The 19,029-nt window shown below is 58.8% G+C and carries 13 protein-coding genes; 6 read left to right on the top strand and 7 right to left on the bottom strand.

The window, feature by feature from the left end:
- The first annotated feature begins 479 nt into the window (after window positions 1-479).
- The 3 genes from AC13CN_RS14850 (at window position 480) to AC13CN_RS14840 (ending at window position 3,214) form a co-directional block, all read left to right on the top strand.
- On the top strand, window positions 480-1,295 hold the full coding sequence (locus tag AC13CN_RS14850) for an IS701 family transposase (protein WP_052509971.1): 816 nt from the start codon (window positions 480-482) through the stop codon (window positions 1,293-1,295).
- A 142-nt stretch (window positions 1,296-1,437) separates the two neighbouring features.
- Window positions 1,438-2,421 carry an ectoine hydroxylase gene (thpD, locus tag AC13CN_RS14845; protein ID WP_054645159.1) on the top strand — a complete coding sequence of 328 codons (984 nt, stop codon included), beginning with the start codon at window positions 1,438-1,440 and terminating at the stop codon, window positions 2,419-2,421.
- Window positions 2,422-2,548: 127 nt separating this feature from the next.
- The gene (locus AC13CN_RS14840) at window positions 2,549-3,214 is read left to right on the top strand and encodes a fumarylacetoacetate hydrolase family protein (protein ID WP_044630473.1); all 666 of its coding nucleotides are present in this window, start codon (window positions 2,549-2,551) and stop codon (window positions 3,212-3,214) included.
- Between the two features lie 88 nt (window positions 3,215-3,302).
- Here the strand turns inward: AC13CN_RS14840 and speA are convergent, their stop codons facing one another.
- Both speA and AC13CN_RS14830 read right to left on the bottom strand, forming a co-directional pair.
- Entirely contained in the window at window positions 3,303-5,225 is a 1,923-nt protein-coding gene (gene speA, locus AC13CN_RS14835) for a biosynthetic arginine decarboxylase (RefSeq protein ID WP_044630135.1), read from the bottom strand.
- Window positions 5,222-6,181, bottom strand: a complete 960-nt coding sequence (locus AC13CN_RS14830; protein ID WP_044630136.1) for a homoserine kinase — start codon at window positions 6,179-6,181, stop codon at window positions 5,222-5,224. The genes speA and AC13CN_RS14830 overlap by 4 nt, the downstream gene beginning before the upstream one ends.
- Window positions 6,182-6,354: 173 nt before the next feature.
- On the opposite strand from AC13CN_RS14830, the gene polA reads away from it, so the two are divergent.
- Window positions 6,355-9,120, top strand: a complete 2,766-nt coding sequence (gene polA / locus AC13CN_RS14825) for a DNA polymerase I (RefSeq protein ID WP_289099393.1) — start codon at window positions 6,355-6,357, stop codon at window positions 9,118-9,120.
- Window positions 9,121-9,232: 112 nt separating this feature from the next.
- Here polA and AC13CN_RS14820 read toward each other — a convergent pair whose 3' ends face one another.
- Window positions 9,233-10,258, bottom strand: coding sequence for a Fe(3+) ABC transporter substrate-binding protein (locus tag AC13CN_RS14820; protein WP_054641614.1), 1,026 nt, complete (start codon window positions 10,256-10,258; stop codon window positions 9,233-9,235).
- 224 nt (window positions 10,259-10,482) lie between these two features.
- Between AC13CN_RS14820 and AC13CN_RS14815 the strand changes: the two genes are divergently transcribed.
- A complete protein-coding gene (locus AC13CN_RS14815) occupies window positions 10,483-11,580 on the top strand; it encodes an ABC transporter ATP-binding protein (RefSeq protein WP_062361828.1) in 1,098 nt (365 codons plus the stop codon).
- A 27-nt stretch (window positions 11,581-11,607) separates the two neighbouring features.
- On the opposite strand, the gene AC13CN_RS14810 is transcribed toward AC13CN_RS14815, so the two are convergent.
- The 4 genes from AC13CN_RS14810 to dctP all read right to left on the bottom strand — a co-directional run bounded on the left by AC13CN_RS14810 (window position 11,608) and on the right by dctP (window position 16,481).
- Window positions 11,608-13,308 carry an ABC transporter permease gene (locus AC13CN_RS14810; protein WP_062361831.1) on the bottom strand — a complete coding sequence of 567 codons (1,701 nt, stop codon included), beginning with the start codon at window positions 13,306-13,308 and terminating at the stop codon, window positions 11,608-11,610.
- A 163-nt stretch (window positions 13,309-13,471) separates the two neighbouring features.
- Window positions 13,472-14,800 carry a TRAP transporter large permease gene (locus AC13CN_RS14805; RefSeq protein ID WP_062361834.1) on the bottom strand — a complete coding sequence of 443 codons (1,329 nt, stop codon included), beginning with the start codon at window positions 14,798-14,800 and terminating at the stop codon, window positions 13,472-13,474.
- Complete coding sequence (locus tag AC13CN_RS14800; RefSeq protein ID WP_089675070.1) at window positions 14,797-15,300, bottom strand: TRAP transporter small permease subunit; 504 nt, start codon at window positions 15,298-15,300, stop codon at window positions 14,797-14,799. The genes AC13CN_RS14805 and AC13CN_RS14800 overlap by 4 nt, the downstream gene beginning before the upstream one ends.
- Window positions 15,301-15,377: 77 nt before the next feature.
- Window positions 15,378-16,481 (bottom strand): TRAP transporter substrate-binding protein DctP, encoded by a 1,104-nt coding sequence (gene dctP, locus AC13CN_RS14795; protein ID WP_474354928.1) that lies wholly within the window; start codon window positions 16,479-16,481, stop codon window positions 15,378-15,380.
- Window positions 16,482-16,813: 332 nt separating this feature from the next.
- On the opposite strand from dctP, the gene AC13CN_RS14790 reads away from it, so the two are divergent.
- Window positions 16,814-19,018, top strand: coding sequence for a tRNA(Met) cytidine acetyltransferase TmcA (locus tag AC13CN_RS14790; protein ID WP_483053227.1), 2,205 nt, complete (start codon window positions 16,814-16,816; stop codon window positions 19,016-19,018).
- Window positions 19,019-19,029: the final 11 nt, after the last annotated feature.

Below are 19,029 nucleotides of genomic sequence, written 5' to 3'. Positions count from 1 at the left end.
CAGCTGCTGAGCTGGTCAATGATGGCGGGGCAGCACACGCCATACCCTGATGTTCTGGGGCCTCGCACTTCTGGGGCTGATGCTGGTGGTCTCGGTGGGTGAGTATGGCATTGCTCACTGGCGTCAGGCTTTCGATAACCCGCGATTTCGGCCCGACTTTGGTGTAATGAATGCCCCGCATCCTGCGATGTTCTTCGGAGCAACAATGTTGGCGGGCGTGAGCTTCGCTGCGCGTTGCTGGCGTTCGGGGAGGTGGGCGTGGACTCGGCACTTGGGCTGGCTGAGTGTCAATGGCTTCCTGACCGAACACGCCAGTATGGCCACCTACACAATACTACACTAGAGGTTCTGGTTGCCTATGGCGTGTTGGGTCTTAGTGTGATGATCGTGCTTGGGGCTTAGGTTGGTCTAGTACTACAGTCGTAACTGAATAAGCTACAATGCATGTGGTTGATATGGAAGCGATTACAGGGTGAAGGATGCAAGAACTGGATCTTTCTGTCTCAGCATTGTTGGATGACCTGGCAGAGCGGTTAGGCCCGCTCTTTCCGCGTTCGGAAACGCGCGCTCGAGCTCTACGTTACATCCAGGGGCTGCTCAGCCAGTGTGAACGTAAGAATAGCTGGCATCTTGCCGAATGGCTCGGCGATGCCACCCCAGATGGGGTACAGTACCTGTTGGATCGTGCCCGCTGGGATGCGGACGTAGCACGCGATATTCTCCGCCAATGGGTCATCGATACGCTGGGCTCGCCTAAGGGTGTCCTAGTCCTGGACGAGACCGGCTTTACCAAGAAAGGCCAGCACTCGGCCGGCGTGCAACGCCAGTACAGTGGCACCGCTGGCCGTATCGAAAATAGTCAGATCGGGGTCTTTCTTCTCTACGCTAGCCCGGCGGGACATGCCTTCCTGGATCGCGCCCTGTACTTGCCCAAATCCTGGACACTGGACCGCGAGCGTTGTCGGCGTGCGGGCATCCCTGATGACGTCGAATTTGCCAGCAAACCCGAGCTCGCTCGCCGGATGCTGGAGTGCGCGATGGATCAGGACATACCGGCCGCCTGGGTGACGGGGGATAGCGTCTATGACGGTAACCGCAGCCTGCGTCTGTGGCTGGAGGAGCGCTCACAACCCTTTGTTTTAGAAGTGGCTTGTAACGAATCCTTGTGGTGGCAGAGCTTCCACTACACGCGAGCGGACGAGATCGCAGCGGCATTGCCGGATGACGCATGGCAGACCCTATCCGCTGGCTCAGGCAGCAAGGGCGAACGCTGGTTTTGCGATAGTCAGAGATGAGGAGGTGAATGTCATAACCCACGTTATGAAAGGAGCCATCCTAGGTTGCAAGCGCAGAAAGGTTCGCTACCCTATCTACTGCGCTGTGTTTCTAAATGAGACACGTTTTAACTGAAGTTTAATCATACAAGGAGTGGATTAGATGACAGTCAGCAATACACCGCTTAACCATGTGACCGCCCACAAACAGTATAGCGAGATGGCCGACGTGCCCACGGCGGGCAATGCCAGGGTGGTAGACGCTTATCCCACACGCTTGGCCCAAGCCCCTGCATCACTCACACAGCCCCGCCAGGATGGCGTCGTAAAAGGGCGTGCGCTACCGGGACCGCTGAGTGAGGCTCAGCTCGATGAGTTCGAACGCAAGGGATATTTGTTCATTCCCAATTTGATCGATGGCGAAGAGCTGGAGGCGCTTCGCAAAGAGATGAATGCCCTGCTGAGCAACGACGCCTATCGCGATAAGGCGTTCAGCATCACCGAGCCAGAAAGCCATGAGATTCGCTCACTATTTGCCGTGCATCGCCTTTCTGAGCGATTAGGGGCGCTTGCCAGCGACGAGCGCGTGGCTGGTGCGGCTCGTCAGATCATCGGTGACGACCCCTACGTGCATCAGTCGCGTATCAACTACAAGCCGGGCTTTGCCGGTAAAGGCTTCAATTGGCACTCGGACTTCGAGACCTGGCACGCTGAAGATGGTATGCCCAACATGCACGCGGTCAGCGCCTCGCTGATTTTGACCGACAACCACGAGTTCAATGGCCCGCTGATGTTGATTCCGGGCTCGCATATGGAATTCGTGCCTTGCCAGGGAGAAACGCCGGAAGACAACCACAAGCGCTCGTTGAAAGCGCAGGAAGTGGGCGTGCCGAGCCCAGAGGCGTTGACACACTTGGTCGATAAATACGGCATCGATGCCCCCAAAGGGAAAGCTGGCGGGCTGCTGTTGTTCGATTGCAACACGCTGCATGCGTCCAACGCCAACCTCTCGCCGGATCCGCGCAGCAACGTGTTCTTCGTGTTCAATCGGCCCGATAACCGCTGCGTTGCCCCGTTTGCCGCGCCTAAACAGCGTCCTTCGTTCTTGGCGCATGGGCCTGAGGAGAGCGGGTATCCCGAGGCATAAGCGATCCAGATACTCCTGCAATTCGGAAATACGCGGTCGATACTGTGGAACATGGGCATGGCTGGGGTAGACTAATGCGCCTGTCGTTGCGAATACGGCACGCATAACGAGAAGGAGAAGACCCGCCATGCGTTTTGTTCCACAGTTTACCGATGGTCAGGAGTTTCCCCACGCGCTGGGCAAGGTCATCTGTGTCGGCCGCAACTATGCCGAACATGCCAAAGAGCTGGATAACCCGGTTCCCAGTGAGCCGCTGCTGTTCATCAAGCCCGCCACTAGCGTGGTGGACTTAACCAAGCCTCTCGACCCGCCATTTTCGCGAGGCGATGTTCATTATGAAGTCGAGCTGGCGCTACTGGTAGGGGAGACCCTCACCCACGCCACGCAAGATGAAGCCGAGCGTGCCATTGCAGGCATTGGCCTTGCGATGGATTTAACCCTGCGCGATGTGCAAACCAAGTTAAAAGAGAAAGGCCACCCTTGGGAAATCGCCAAGGCCTTTGATGGCGCCTGCCCGCTGTCGCCTTTCTTGCCGCTGAGCCGCGTGCCTAACTGGAACGCGCTGACCTTCACCCTAGAAATCGACGGTGAAGAGCGCCAGCACGGCGAAGGCGCGGATATGATTTTTGCTATTCCCACGCTGGTGGCAGAAATGAGCCGTCACTTCACCCTGGAGCCAGGCGATGTGATTTTGACCGGCACGCCTGCCGGAGTCGGCGAGCTACCCCGCGGCGCGGCGCTACGCTTAACGCTGACTGGCGGCCTGGAGATTTCGACCAGCGTCGTTGAGTAACGACCTGCTCACGGGTTCAGCACGCAAAACAAAGGCCACCGATACGCTCGGTGGCCTTTTTTGTGAAACGCGTTAAGCCGGTGAAGGGTTACTCCAGGTAGGTGTAGCCCTCTAGGCCTTCGGTCAGGCTAGCGGCAAAGTGCGCCTGCTCTTCCGGAGAGAAACCGCTTGTGACCAGCTGCTCGGTGAGCTTCTGTTTCAGTACGCAGGCATCGAAATTCACGTAGGCCAATACGTTGGCCACCGAATCCCCCGCCTGCGGGTTAGAGAGCACCCACTCGCCATCTTCACCTAGCGCTGCATCCACCGAATCGGTATCGCCGAACAGGTTGTGCAGGTCGCCAAGAATCTCCTGGTAGGCGCCCACCAGGAAGAAGCCTAACCAGCGCTCGTCGTCATTGGCCCACTCAGGCAGCGGCAGGGTGGTTTCTACCCCTTGGCCATCCACATAGCTATCGATACGGCCATCAGAGTCGCAGGTGATGTCCTGGATCACCGCACGGCGGGTGGGCGCTTTGTCCAGCCCACTGAGTGGTAGCACGGGGAAAATCTGCTCGATGCCCCACACGTCTGGCACTGACTGGAACAGCGAGAAATTGACGAACAGCTTGTCGGCCAATTTTTCGGCCAGCTCGTCCATGATTTCCCGGTGCGCGCGGTTGCGGGTATCCAGCTTTCCACGCAGGCGCGTGCAGGCGGCCATGTAGAGGCGCTCGCCTTCGGCGCGGGCGTTGATGCTGCTCAGACCCAGAACGAAACGGTCGTGTAGCTCGCTAACTGCCTGCAACAGGTCGTGCCACGCCTCGACCAGCACCCGCGGTTCTTGGGTCTCGGCCAACTGGTCGAACACCCGCCACAGCTCTTCTACCTGTGGATCTTCTTCCTGGGTTGTGCGCTCTGGCGGCGTGTCGTTGACGCGCTCTTCACCAATGACATTGGTGATCAGCACTGCATGGTGGGCGGTGAGCGAACGGCCGGACTCACTGATCAGGTGCGGTTGGGGCAGGTCAGCCTCCTGGCAGAGCTGGGAGAACGCGTTGACCACGTTGCGGGCGTACTCCTGCATGGAGTAGTTCGCCGAGCAGTAGCTGCGCGAGCGGGTGCCTTCGTAGTCGATCCCTAAGCCGCCGCCCACATCGACGGTGTCGATGGGCGCGCCCAGGCTCATCAGGTTTTGATAGAAGCGCGCGCACTCCCGCAGGCCGCGCTGAATATCGCGAATGTTGGCGATCTGCGAGCCTAGATGGAAGTGCACGAGCTGCAGGCTCGCCAGAGCATCCTGGGCGCGTAGGGTTTCGACCACTTCCAGAATCTGGCTGGCGGTGAGACCGAACTTCGACTTCTCACCGCCAGTATTCTGCCACTTGCCTTTACCCACCGAGGCTAGTCGCGCGCGCAGGCCAATGCGCGGGGTTACGTCCAGCTCGCGGGCCTCTTCTAAAATCAGCTCCAGTTCGGAGAGCTTCTCCACCACCAGATACACTTTGTGGCCGAGCTTCTCGCCCAGCAGCGCCAGGCGCACGTACTCGCGGTCTTTATAGCCATTGCAGACGATCAGTGACGAACCGCCGTCGGAGAGCGCCAGCACCGCCAGCAGTTCAGGCTTGCTGCCCGCTTCCAAGCCCACACGGCCATTACCCCGCTCAGAGGTAGCGAGAATCTCTTCTACCACCCGACGCTGCTGGTTCACCTTAATCGGGTAAACCGCGGTATAGCCGCCCTGGTAGTCCACGTCCTGCATGGCGGCGTCAAAGGCACCGCAAAGCTGTTCGACGCGATCGTGAAGAATATCGCTAAAGCGCACCAGCACCGGTAAGCGTAACCCCGCCGCCTGTAACTGACGGACTAACGCACTGATAGGCAGCGCCGGGCCTTCCGCATCGCTGCCCAGCGGGCGTACCAGGGCTTGGCCGTGGTCGTCGACATCAAAGTAACCGCTGCCCCACTGGTCCATGTTCCAAGTGCGGCGGGCACGCACGGCGGGGCTGCTGGTCGTTGCCATTTCACTCATGAAGATGCCTCTGGAATCGGGAGTGCGCCAAACGCGATGCGTGCTTTAAGAATCACGCGGAAGCGCTCGGGGTCGTGGGGAGTTAAGTCATGGGCCGGTGGGTCGACATACACCACCAGCAGCCGTGACAGCCAATAACGCAGTGCGGTCATACGCAGCATCGTCGGCCAAAGCGTGCGTTCGGATTCGGTCAGCGGGCGTCGCGCTTGATAGGCGCTTAAAATGGCGTTGTAACGCTCGGCGTTCAGCGAACCGTCCTCATTGGAGGCCCAGTCGTTGATCACGATGGCGAGATCAAACAGCAAGTCACCGGTGCAGCCGTTATAAAAATCGATAATACCGCCCAGGGCGTCGCCCTCGAACAGCGTGTTATCGCGGAACAAATCGCCATGCACTGCTCCTTGGGGAAGCTCGCCATGCTGGCTAAATTCGCTCTCGAAATCATCCACTGCGTTCTTCATCAGTGTTTGATCGTCAGGGCTGATGTAGGTGAGCACCTTATGGTGTACCGCCCGCAGCCAGTGCAGGTCACGGGGGTTGGGGCGATGCCCGGGAAAGTGCTGCGATACTTTATGCATCTGCCCAAGCGTGCTGCCCAGCGCTTGGCACTGGGCAAGGTTGGGGGCGCTGGGGTGCTTGCCCGGCAGGCGCGGGAACAGCAGCGCAGGCTTGCCCGCCAGGCTGTGCAGCGCCACGCCTTCGCGGTCATGAATAGTGCCGGGCACCGGTAAGCGGTGCTCGTCTAAGTAATCGAGCAACTCAACAAAAAACGGCAGCTCTTCGTGTTCGCCTTGCTCAAACAGGGTGAGCACCAGCTCGCGGCGGTCGGTGGTCACGAAAAACGTCGAGTTCTCCGTGCCGCCTGCCACGCCTTGAAGCGCAACAAAGCTGCCAACATCAAATTTTTCCAAAAACGCGGCGACCTGTGCGTCGCTAAGCGGGGTGAATACTGCCATGAGAATCTCGCCCAGGTTGCTAAGCCGATTATTGTAGCGGCTTGCCGCACGAGTTGGCAGCGTTGTGTGGTGAAGAGTAGCGAGTTTTAGGGCTCTTTTCTGCAGGCCCGGCGTTGAACGCGTATCATAGAGAGCAGACATCCTTACCGTTTTGCTGACTATGGAATTTGGTTATGGCCCGTGCCCCAATCGTGCTCGTCGATGGCTCTTCGTACCTCTACCGCGCGTTTCATGCGCTGCCGCCGCTAACGACCTCTAACGGTCAGCCGACCGGAGCCGTGAAGGGCGTGCTGAACATGCTCAAACGGCTGATGAAAGACTACCCCGATAGCCCCATGGCGGTGGTGTTCGACGCGCCGGGTAAAACCTTCCGCGATGAGCTGTACAGCGATTACAAGGCCCACCGCCCACCCATGCCGGATGACCTACGCAGCCAGATCGAACCGCTGCACGCCTGTGTCAAAGCACTCGGCCTGCCGCTGCTGTGCATCGAAGGGGTCGAGGCGGATGACGTGATTGGCACGTTGGCGCACCAAGCCACTCAGGCTGGCCGCGACGCGGTCATCTCCACCGGCGATAAGGACATGGCCCAACTGGTGAACGGCCACATCACGCTGGTCAACACCATGAAAGAGGAAACCCTCGATGAAGCGGGCGTGGAGGAGAAGTTTGGCCTGCCGCCGGCGCTGATTATCGACTTCCTCGCACTGATGGGCGACAAGGTGGACAACATCCCCGGCGTGCCTGGGGTGGGCGAGAAAACCGCCATTGGCCTGCTGCAAGGTATGGGCGGCGGTTTAGACACGATTTATGGCGATTTAGAGCGCGTGACCACCCTCGGTTTCCGCGGCGCGAAAACGTTACCCAAAAAACTGGAAGAGCACCGCGAGCAAGCGTTTCTCTCCTATCAGTTAGCGACGATCAAAACCGACTGCGACTTGCCGGTGGGGTTGGATGATTTGGACATTGCCCACCCGGATCGCGAAGCGCTGGTCGAGTTATATAAGGAGATGGAGTTCAAGCAGTGGTTAGCAGAGCTGCTGGAAGGTAACGACGAAGGCGTGGACGATGTGGCAGGCGGTGAGCCCGTCTCGGAAACAACCGACAGCGCGACGGAAACGGCGCCGACCGAGCGCCACGACCATGTGATTACCGAGCAGGCCGAGCTGGAGGCGTGGCTCGAACGGCTCAACAAGGCCGAACGTTTCTGCTTCGACTTGGAAACCACCAGCCTCAACTACATGGATGCAGAAATTGTGGGTATTGGCGTGTCGCTGGAAGCCGGGGAAGCTGCCTATATTCCGGTGGCCCATGATTACTTGGATGCTCCCCAGCAGCTTGATCGCAAAGCGGTGCTGGCAGCGTTAAAGCCACTGCTGGAAGACCCGGCCAAAACCAAAATTGGTCAAAACCTCAAATACGATATTTCCGTACTGGCGAACTACGACATTTCTGTCGTTGGCCCGTTTGCCGACACCATGCTAGCGTCGTATGTGCTCAACTCCACCGCCACGCGCCACGATATGGATTCGCTGGCGCTGAAGTACCTGGGCGAGAAAACCATTTCGTTTGAAGAGATCGCGGGCAAAGGCGCCAAGCAGCTGACGTTTAATCAGATTGCCCTAGAGCAAGCGGCTCCCTACGCCTGCGAGGATGTAGATATCACCCTGCGCCTACAGGACACGCTGCGTCCCCAAGTGGAGCGGGAAGGGCGCTTGGCCGAGGTGCTCGACCACCTTGAACTACCGCTAATCAGCGTGCTGTCGCGCATCGAGCGTAACGGCGTGGCCGTGGATGCCGAGCGCCTGTACGAGCAGAGCCAGCAGCTCGAACAGCGCATCCGCGAGTTAGAGAGTGAAGCTTTTGAGCTGGCGGGCCGCGAGTTCAACCTGGGGTCTCCCAAGCAGCTGGGCCAGATTCTGTTCGAAGAGCAGAAGATTCCGGTCATCAAGAAAACCCCCAAGGGCGCGCCTTCCACCGCCGAAGCCGTGCTGGAAGAGCTGGCGCTGGACTACCCCTTGCCCAAGGTGATCATGCAGCACCGTGGCCTGGCCAAGCTGAAATCTACCTATACCGATAAGCTGCCGCGCCTGCTGAACAAGAAAACTGGCCGCGTGCACACCAGCTATCATCAGGCGGTTACGGCCACCGGGCGGCTGTCGTCGTCGGACCCGAACCTGCAGAATATTCCTATCCGTACCGAGGAGGGGCGCAAGATTCGCCAGGCCTTCGTGGCCCGCCCCGGGTATCGCATCGTGGCTGCGGACTACTCGCAGATCGAGCTGCGTATTATGGCGCACCTTTCGGAAGATAAAGGGCTGCTAGAAGCGTTTGCCGAAGGGCGCGATATCCATACCGCCACGGCGGCGGAGGTATTCGGAACCTCACTGGAAAAAGTCACTGCCGACCAGCGGCGTAGCGCCAAGGCGATTAACTTTGGCTTGATTTACGGCATGAGCGCTTGGGGACTGGCTCGTCAGCTGCGTATTGACCGTAGCCAGGCCCAAACCTACATCGACCGCTACTTTGACCGCTACCCAGGCGTCGCCCGCTATATGGACCGCATTCGTACCCAGGCGGCGGAAGATGGCTTTGTCGAAACCGTGATGGGGCGGCGTTTATACCTGCCAGAGATTCACTCGCAAAACCGCAACCGCCGCCAAGGGGCCGAGCGCACGGCCATCAACGCGCCGATGCAGGGCACGGCGGCGGATATTATCAAACAGGCCATGATTGATGTGGATGCGTGGCTAGCGGAAGGGGAGTTCGATGCGCTGATGGTCATGCAGGTACACGATGAATTGGTGTTCGAGGTGGCCGAGGCGCAGGTAGAGCGCTTTATTGAGCAAGTGCAGGCACGCATGCAGGCCGCGGCCTCGCTCAGCGTACCGCTGATTGTGGAAGCGCAAAGCGGCGCGAATTGGGATGAAGCCCACTAACGAACGAGAGAGCACTCGCCAATAACACACAACCCCCACAGCGGTCGCTGCGGGGGTTGTGTTGAGTACGTTACTTAAGCACCGGCTTCAAAAGCGTGTGCCCAAGTCGCGCTTAACGCCAGCCGACGCGGTCGAAGATACGTACCGCTTCCGGGTTGTTCTCACCCAGGATGCTGATGTTGATGTCGTCTTTAGCGAAATCGCCCCAAGACTCCAGCACTGGGTTTTTCTTCACGCCTTCTACCACCGGGAACTCGTAGTTACGCTCGGCCAGCACTTCCTGCGCTTGGTCAGAGGCCAGGAACTCCAGGAAGCGAATGCCGTTTTCCGGGTTTTGCGCGTTGGCGACCAGGCCTGCACCGCCGACGTTCACGTGGGTACCGCGGTCATCCTGATTGGGGAAGATCACGCCCACTTTGCGCGCGGCTTCACGCTCGGCGGCATCGTCAGAGTGCAGCAGGCGTACGTAGTAGTAGTGGTTGGCGACGGCGAGGTTACACTCACCGCTGGCAACGCCAAGAATCTGATCGGTATCACCGCCTTCTGGGTCGCGGGCCATGTTATTCACAACGCCTTGAGCCCACTCTTGCGCACCCTCTGCGCCGTGGTGCTCAATCAGCGATGCCAACAGTGACTGGTTGTAGATGTTGTTGGAAGAGCGAATGCATACTTGGCCTTCAAACTGCGGGTCGGCAAGATCTTCGTAAGTAGAGATCTGGCTCGGGTCGAAGTTTTCGCGGTTGTAGTAGATCACACGGGCACGCTGGCTAAAGCCAAACCACATGCCTTCTGGGTGACGCATGGATTCCGGCAGACGCTCGTTAAGTACATCAGAGTCTACGCTTTGAAAAATGCCGTCTTGCTCGGCGCGCCACAGATTGCCTGCATCCACGGTCAGCATGACGTCGGCGGGGCTAGCCACGCCTTCACGCTGCATACGCTCCATCAGTTGGTTGGCATCGCCTTCCAGCACGTTTACTTCAATGCCTGTCTCTTCAGTGAACGCTTGGTAGAGAATTTCGTCAGAGTCGTAATGGCGTGCGGAGTAGATGTTGACTTCATTAGCGAGTGCGCTGCTGGCGAACGCAGAACCGGCCATGATGGCAGCTACGGAGGCCGTAAGACGTGCTTGTTTCATAACAAATACCCTGAATGTTTATGATAATAAGTTGCATTAACGGCGTGTGCTATTGAAACGCCTTGTTCGAAGAACGTCAAGCGAAATGCTAATGACTCGCATCACTTTTTGTGCCTAGACGTGCATCTCACGCCAATAGAAAATAGAATGCAAATAACTTTCAACCGTGTTCGCAATGGCTGAGCGGTCAGCGCTCTCCCGGCGAACAAACCATGGGTGAACGAATGACGGCAACTGTGTCCCTTTCTGAGGTGGCAGCACCTGCATCGGCGCTGTCGCTACGCGATGTTCAGCATACGTTTGCGGCTAACAAAGTTGTTAAAGGTATTGATCTCGACATTGCTCAGGGCGAAGTGGTCTGCCTGCTTGGCCCTTCCGGCTGCGGTAAAACCACGCTACTGCGCATTGCGGCAGGGCTGGAAGTGGTCCAAGAAGGCACCGTCAGCCTGGAAGGGCAGGCCATTGCCGCCCCCGGCAAACGCCATGTACCGCCGGAAAAGCGCAACGTCGGGCTGGCGTTTCAGGATTCAGCGCTCTTCCCCCACCTTAGCGTGTTGGAAAATGTCACTTTCGGCTTAAAGCATCTGCCCTCCAGCCAGCGCCGTGAACGTGCGCTGGAGCTACTAACCCAGCTTGGCATGGCTGACTACGCCGATACCTACCCGCATATGCTCTCCGGCGGTCAGCAGCAGCGCGTGGCGCTGGCCCGAGCTCTGGCACCTACGCCCAAGCTAATGCTGTTGGATGAACCCTTCTCCAGCCTGGACGCTCGGCTGCGTGACCGGATTCGCGACGATACGCTGCACGTGTTGAAAAAGCTGGGCTCTGCCACGCTGCTGGTGACTCACGACCCGGAAGAAGCGATGTTTATGGCCGACCGTATCGCCTTGATGCGCGATGGCAAAATCGTCCAAACGGGTACCCCGCGGGAGCTTTACTGCGCTCCCGTCGACCCATTTGTGGTGACCTTCTTTGGGGAAGTGAACGAGCTTGAAGGGATGGTGGAAGGAGGCGTGGTACAAACGCCGGTAGGCGACATAGATGCCAGCTGGCTGCCAGAGGGTAGCCAGGCCCAGGTGATGATCCGCCCGGAGGCGCTGCGTATCAAAGAGCGCGACCTGCCTGCGGAAACCCACAGCCACAGCCACGTGGTGATGGCGAAACTACTGGGCCGCACTAGCTTGATTCACCTATGTGCCCACGGTGCTGATGGCCAAGAAGCGCACCTGCACGCACGGGTACCAGGGGTCTTCCTGCCCCAGGAGGGGCAGCCGATTGATATCGACCTCGACCACACCCAGGTATTTATCTTTCCGCGTTAGTCTTTCCGCGTTAGTTGCGCGTTTTAATTACTCGGCTTGGCTGCCTGGGCGCGCCCGGCGCATCGCCAAGCTGAGTAGAATTACCGGTAGAATCCCCACCACCACAATGGTGAGCGATGCAGTAGACGCCTCCGCCAAGCGCTCATCGGACGCCAAACTGTGAGCGCGCACCGCCAGCGTGTCGAAGTTAAACGGCCGCAAAATAATCGTGGCGGGCAGCTCCTTCATCACATCCACAAACACCAGAATGCCCGCGGCCAATAGGCTGCTGCGCATCAGTGGCGTATGAATGCGCCGCAATGTGCCGCCGGCAGTTTGCCCTAAGGTGCGCGAGGCGGCGTCCATGCTTGGCGTCACTTTGCCCAGGCTCGCCTCTACTGCGTTAAACGACACCGCCAAAAAGCGCACCACATAGGCGTAAATCAAGATGAACGCCGTGCCGCTAAACACCAGCCCGATGATCTTATCGTAATGGGTGTGAAGCCAAGTGTTGAGCGCGTTATCCAGCCAGGCAAACGGAATCAAAATACCCACGGCCACCACCGAGCCAGGAATGGCGTAACCCATCGCCGCAATGCGGGTAAACAGTCGCGCGCTGGGGGAGTTGTGCAGCCGCACGCCGTAGCTCAGCAGCACCGCCAGCCCCACCGCAATCAGCGCTGCCACCGTAGCGAGGCTCAGGCTGTTCATGGCAAAGCCGATGAAGCGCGTGCCAAATAGGCTGTCGCCGGTAGTCATCGCCATTTCCAGCAGAATACCGCTGGGCAGCAAGAAGCCAACGGTGATTGGTAACAGGCAGGCCAGCGTCGCCCCGACGGCGTGCCAGCCGTGCAACCTGTACTCAGGCAACTGTTGATAGCGGTTGGTGGTGTGGAAGTAGCGGCGCTTACCCCGCGACCAGCGCTCCAGCAGCACGAAGGCGATCACGAAGGTCAGCAGGCAGGCGGCTAGCTGGGCCGCGGCAATCGGCTCGCCCAGGCCAAACCAGGTGCGGTAAATACCCGTGGTAAAGGTATCCACCCCAAAAAACTGCACCGCGCCAAACTCATTGAGCGTTTCCATCAACACCAGCGACACGCCACCCACCAGCGCTGGGCGCGCCAGCGGCAGCGCCACGCTGGCAAATAAACGCCAGGGGCCGCGCCCTAACGTGCGACCAACATCCAAGACGCACACCGACTGCTCTAAGAAGGAAGCGCGGGCCAGCAGGTACACATAGGGGTAAAGCACGAAGGTGATCAGCGTGGCAGCGCCCCCCAACGAGCGTACATTGGGGAAGTAGTAGTCGCCGACCTGCCAGTGAAACCACTCCCGCAGCAGGCTTTGTAGCGGCCCCGCCACCTGTAGAAAATCGGTGTAGGCATAAGCAATCACATAGGTCGGCACCGCCAGCGGCAGCAGTAGCGCCCACTCAAATAGGCGCTTGCCGGGGAAGCGACACATCACCACCAGCCACGCCGTTCCGGTGCCAATCACCAGGGTGCCTAAGCCTACCCATAGCACTAACCAGAACGTATTCGAGAGATAGCGGGGCAGCACGGTGCTGGCCAGGTGCTGCCAAACGCCTTCGGTGGGCATCACGATATGGCCAAGCACGACCAAAATAGGCAGCGCCACAATAAGCGCCACCAAAAACAGCGCGATTGACCAAGGGCTTAGCGACAGCGTGATGCGGGAAGCAAAACCTGAGAGCAGAGCCGATGGTGACCGGCGGGCAGGCGTAGACACGTCGTTGTCTCCTTGGACGAGGGGCAGCATGGCTCATCAATGCGAAAAAATAGCGGTTGCAAATAGTATCACCTGTGCCAAAAGGGTGCAGCCAGCATTCGGGCAGGCAAAAAAATCCCCCCGCAAAGCGGAGGGATTTAGCGCAGGCCTAACCGCTGATGTGTTAGTAGCCCACCATCATGCTAGGTAGCCCGGTAATCAAGCTGGGGAAGATAGACATCAGGATACAGGCCAGAATGATGATCGCCACAAACGGTACCACCGCTTTGTACAGATCAACGATCTCCACCCCTGGAGGGGCGACCCCTTTAAGATAGAACAGGGCATAGCCAAATGGCGGTGTGAGGAAGGAGGTCTGCAGCACCACAGCGACCATGACCACGAACCACAATACGTCCACGCCCATCTGAGCAATGATCGGCAGCATAATCGGGAAGCTCAGCAGCACGATGCCGGTCCAATCCAGGAACATACCCAGGATAAAGACCAGGAACAGCATCAGCAGCAGCGCGCCAAAGGTGCCGCCCGGCATGGCGAGTACAAAATCACTGATCACAGTCATGCCGCCACCAATGGAGAACACGCCGGTAAATGCCGTTGCCCCTACCAGTACCAGCATCACCATGGTGGTGGTTTTACCCGCTTCGATCAGCGTGTTGTAGCAGGTAGAGAGCTTGCGGTCGCCAAAGATCAAGAACAGCAGGAAAGCGATAAACACACCAATCGCGGATGCTTCCGTAGCGGTGGCGATCCCGGTAAACAGTGCGCCCAGTACGCCCAAAATCAGCGACATCGGCGGCACGACGTATTTACCCAGCATCACCAGCAGCTGTTTGGTACTTACCTCAGCGCGCTCCTCTTTAGGCACCTTGGGGCCGTAGCTGGGTTTCAGCCAGCAGATCAGCACCACGTAAAGCGCGTACATCACGCCCAGCAGCAGGCCTGGAATCAGCGCCCCGGCAAACAGCGCACCCACCGACACAGGCGAGTAGCTGGCCATCAAAATCAGCATGATGCTGGGCGGAATCAAAATGCCTAGACAGCCGCTGGCCATGATCACGCCCGCGCTGAGCTCTTTGTTGTAGCCATACTTCAGCATCGGCACCAGCGCGATCATCCCCATGACGGCGATGGACGCCCCAACAATACCGGTCGTGGCTGCCAGCAATACCGAAACAACCACGACGGTTAAGGCGAGGCCGCCGCGCACATTCGCCAGCAGCAGGCGCATGGCGTCGAACATCTTCTCCGTCACGCCGGAGTCGTTGAGAAAGCGCGCCATCAAAATAAACAGCGGAATGGCGACCAGCACATAGTTGTCCATGGCGTTGCCATAAACGTTATTAATAATAATGCCGAGGGTATTAATACCGGGGCCTAGATACGCGCCGATGACCGCCATGCCGCCCAGCACAAAGGCTAGCGGATGGCCCATAAACAGCCCGACCAGCAGCCCGCCAAACATCACCAGCGTCAGTAGTTCTGCACTCATGCGGATGTCTCCTCACGCAGCTGCATAATGGCGTGCAGCACAATGGCAATCGCCTGTAGCAAAATCAGCGCGGCGGCCACTACGATGACCCCTTTCACCGGATAAACGGGAATCGAGACCATGCCGTAGGTGGTTTCGCCACGGCTAAAGGAGCGCTCAAAGAAGCGCCAGCCGTAGGTCAGCAGCAGCCAAATAAACGGCACGAAGAAAACTAGGTAGCCAATGAGATCCAGCACGGCCTGCTTCTTACGAGATAGCAAACGCTTCACCACATCCACCTCAACGTGAGCGTGATGACGCAACCCGTAAGCCGCCATGAGCATAAAGTGAGCGCCGAACAGCATCTTCGTAATATCGAACGCCCAGTCGCTTGGGCGGCCGAAAAAAAAGCGCGACACAATGTCGTAAAGCACTATGAGAGTAATGATGGCAATTAACGGCGCGATAATGCGGCCAAACAGCTCGTTAATCGCATCGATCGCCTTGGCAATCGCATTCATGGAAGATCTCCGCAACTGAGCTAAGGCCGCCCCGGCAGGTGCTGGGGCGGCAATGTTACGCTTTTATAGTGAATGCCTTATAGGCAGGCTTCGATCTCTTCCAGTGAGGGCAGGTTATCCATGGTACGGCTCATGTTGAACGGGGCCGTCACATCACGCCATGCGGCGTACTCTTGCAGGTAGGTGATCATGGAGTGGTAGACCTTAGCATGGTCTGGATTCTCACAGGCGCCGCGTACGATGACCTCGTTGGTGATCTCCTGGATACGCGCCAGATCCTCTTCAGAGAACTGGTTGATGGTCACGCCCGCGTCGATAAACTTCTGGGTCGCTTCGGTGGATTCGCGCTCAGACCAGGAGAGTGACCACGCCATGGTGGCTTCGGCAGCGATACGCAGCTTGGCTTGCGTCTCTTCAGAAAGCGCATCCCAAGAATCTTTGTTGATCATAACGCCGAACACGCTCGCTGACTGGTGCCAGCCGGGGGTCGCCCAGTAGTCGGCCACTTCGGCAAAGCCTGCATTGAAGTCAACGCCAGGGGTGGAGAACTCACCTGCGTCAATCACGCCACGCTCAATGGCTTGGTACACTTCGCCACCAGCCAGTGTGACCTGTGAGCCGCCCAACTCTTCAAGCACACGGCCCTGGTCACGGCCAGAAAGACGCAGGCGCTTGCCTTCTAGGTCGGCGATGCTCTCGATGGGCGTGCGGCCCATAAAGCCGGATTCATTGTTGGTAATACCGTAGGGCAGGTAAACCATGTTGTACTGGCCATAGATCTCTTGGTAGAGCTCAAAACCGCCCCACTGTTGGATCCAGTTCAGATAATCGACACCGTTGAACAAACTGGTGGTGGTGGCCAGCGGCGAGAACGCTGGGTTTAAGCCTGCCCAGTAGCCGGGCCAGTCACCTGCGGCTTGGATAGCGCCGGTTTCAGTGGCGTCGAAGACTTCGGTGCCGGGCATCAAGGTGCCGCCTGCGCGGAAGTTAATTTGAACTTCGTCGCCCGCTAGTTGGTTAACCAACTCTGCCCAGTGCTGGTCGATCTTGATCAGATCCAGGTTCTCCGGCCAGGTGGAGGTCATGGTCCACTGCTCTTGTGCCTGGGCGGTGGAGGTGAGAGCGGCGAAAGCGACGCCAGCGGCAAGGCTGGTCAATACGAATTTTGTAGTCTTTTTCATTGTATGTTTCCTGGTACTTTGGCGGTTAGCGTTATTAGTGTTAATGACCTGAAAGCAGGAAAGTACAGCGGGCAGGCTAACGTTTACGTAAAGTAAAACATCCTGCGCTGCATCGCTAAGCTAGCACATACCCCCCGCTGCAGCGCAATATCAGTAATACAAGGAAGCTAACGCGGGCTTTGTTGCCGTTTTATTTGAAAAATGGCAGTCAAAACATCGCTTTAAAATGCTATTGGGTGCACTTCCACAGGGGGGATATGGTGATAAAACGTTGAAAAGCGCCTATTTGTTAAACCAAAGTTGTAAGAGAATTTTTATTTTAAGGAGTTGCCATGGGCAGGCCGCACCACGCTGAGCCTACCTCACCGGCTGGCACTGCCGTTGCACAACAAGCTGCTGTGTTAGCCAGCTATGCCCGCCGTTTAAAGCGGCGCGGCTGGCGGGGGTTAGTGTGGCTTAACGGTGCTCCAGAGCAGGCGCGCCAGCAGGCGTTGGCGCTATGGCAAGCACTCGACTGGAGTGCGCCACTGTGGATAGGGGATGGCCAGCAAGCGCCGGTAGCACCGAGCTTGCCAAGCCGCAAAGCGCGCACCCGGCTGGGAGCAGAGCATCAGCTGGTGATCCTGGATGCCAGCGGCCACCAAGGGTTAGATCCAGATGCCCTAGGCGCACTAGCGGGCACTGTCAGCGCTGGCGGTCTGCTGGTGCTGGTTACCCCAGCGACGTGGGGCAGCCAACCCGACCCCGACTACGCCCGCTTTGCCGATTACCCTTGGCAGTGGGAAGCGCTCAGCGCGCACTATTTAGCGCGGCTGGCCTGTCAGTTGGGCGAGTCTAACGCCGTGATCCGCTGGCCCGTTGGTGGTGCGTTATGGCTACCCGCGTTGAGCAAACGGCAAGCAGCCGCCGCGCACTGGAACGATGCTGACTGTCTCACTCTAGACCAAGCCAGCGCAGTGAGCGCGCTGGTCAAGCTCAAACGCCGCCGCCCGCTGGTGGTGACTGCCGACCGGGGGCGAGGCAAAAGTGCCGCTTTGGGCATAGCCTGCGCGCGCTTACTGCAGCAAAGCGGTGGTGTAGAGCTTCTGCTTACGGCCCCTCGGCTTAGCGCAGTGGAGAGCGTCTTTAGCCGAGTGGCGGCGCTGTGCCCTGAAGCACAGCACCACGGCCCCGCTGAGGTGTTGCTTCCCAACGGCAGTCGGCTGCGCTTTTTGCCGCCGGATGTACTGACGGAACAGGTAGAGCAGGGCACGCTAGGAGGCAGCGGCAGTATGCTGCTGGTGGATGAAGCCGCCGCCATTCCGGCGTCGTTGCTGGCCCGCTGGCTGGTGGCTTTTCCGCGCATTGCGTTTGCCACGACGGTGCATGGCTACGAAGGCTCGGGGCGCGGCTTTGCGCTGCGTTTTCGCGATATATTGGACCGCCAAGCGCCCCAGTGGCGTGAATTGACGCTGCAAGCGCCAATACGCTGGTCAGCCGGTGACCCGCTGGAAGCCGTCATTCAGCACCTGCTTTTACTCGATGCGCCGCTGCCCAAAGTAGAGCCACACCAGGGCGAGCGGCTTCCCAGCATGGTGATTAGCCAAGCGCAGCTAGCGGAGCGGGGGGCTTTGCTGGAAAAGCTGTTTGGCCTGCTGGTGCAGTCCCACTACCGCACCACGCCGAGTGATTTACGCCAACTGCTGGATGGCCCCGGCACGTCGCTGCGCATGGTGCTAGGCAGCGATGGGGTTGGCCCCCAAGCGGTACTGGTCACGCGAGAGGAGGGCGGCTTTGATGCCGCGCTTGCCGAGCAGGTAGCGCGAGGCGAGCGCAGACCTCAGGGGCATTTGTTGGCGCAGTCGCTGGCGGCCCATTGTGGCAGCCGTGAGGCGCTAACCGCCCGCTGGCGGCGGGTGGCGCGCATTGCTGCCCACCCACAGCGCCGTCGCGAAGGGCTGGGGCGGCAGCTGTTGGAAGAGGATATGGTCAGCGCTGCTCAGCAAGGTATTGTGCTGTATGGGGCTACTTTTGGTGCTGAGGCAGGGTTGCTCCAATTTTGGCTGGCGCTGGGGTTTGTGCCGGTGCGTTTAGGCATTACCCGAGAAGCCGCCACTGGCGAATACGCCGTGATGGTCGCCAAACCGCTCAACCAAGAGGGTCAGTCGGTGCTCGGTGAATTAACCGCAGGCTTTGCCGCTTCGCTACCCGGCCTGTTGGCGTTTGAGTTGGCAACACTGCCCACTCCGGTGGTGGCGCTGTTGCTCACCTCGCTCTCCGGCCAGCCGCTTAGCGCAGCCGAGCATCAGGCTGTTCACGACGTAGCCTATGCCCGCCGCGACCCCGCCCTGGCTCGCCCGGCGCTGCAGGCGCTGGCGCGTGAAGCCAGCCGCCAACCGTTAGGTGAGGCCCAGCAGGCGCATCAGCAGCTCGCTGCTTGGGCCTACCAAAATCAGCCGTTCGCTAAGGCTCAAAAAGAGGCCGTACAACGCTTACGTCAGGCTGTACAGCAGGTGATCGAAGCATGCGCGCTTTTCCCCAGTGAGCCAGAGCGGTAAAGTAAGCCCGT

The sequence above is a fragment of the Vreelandella sp. L-25 genome, from assembly GCF_056857535.1.
Note: the sequence above shows the minus strand (reverse complement) of the source record. Positions and strands in the feature narration are given on the sequence as shown.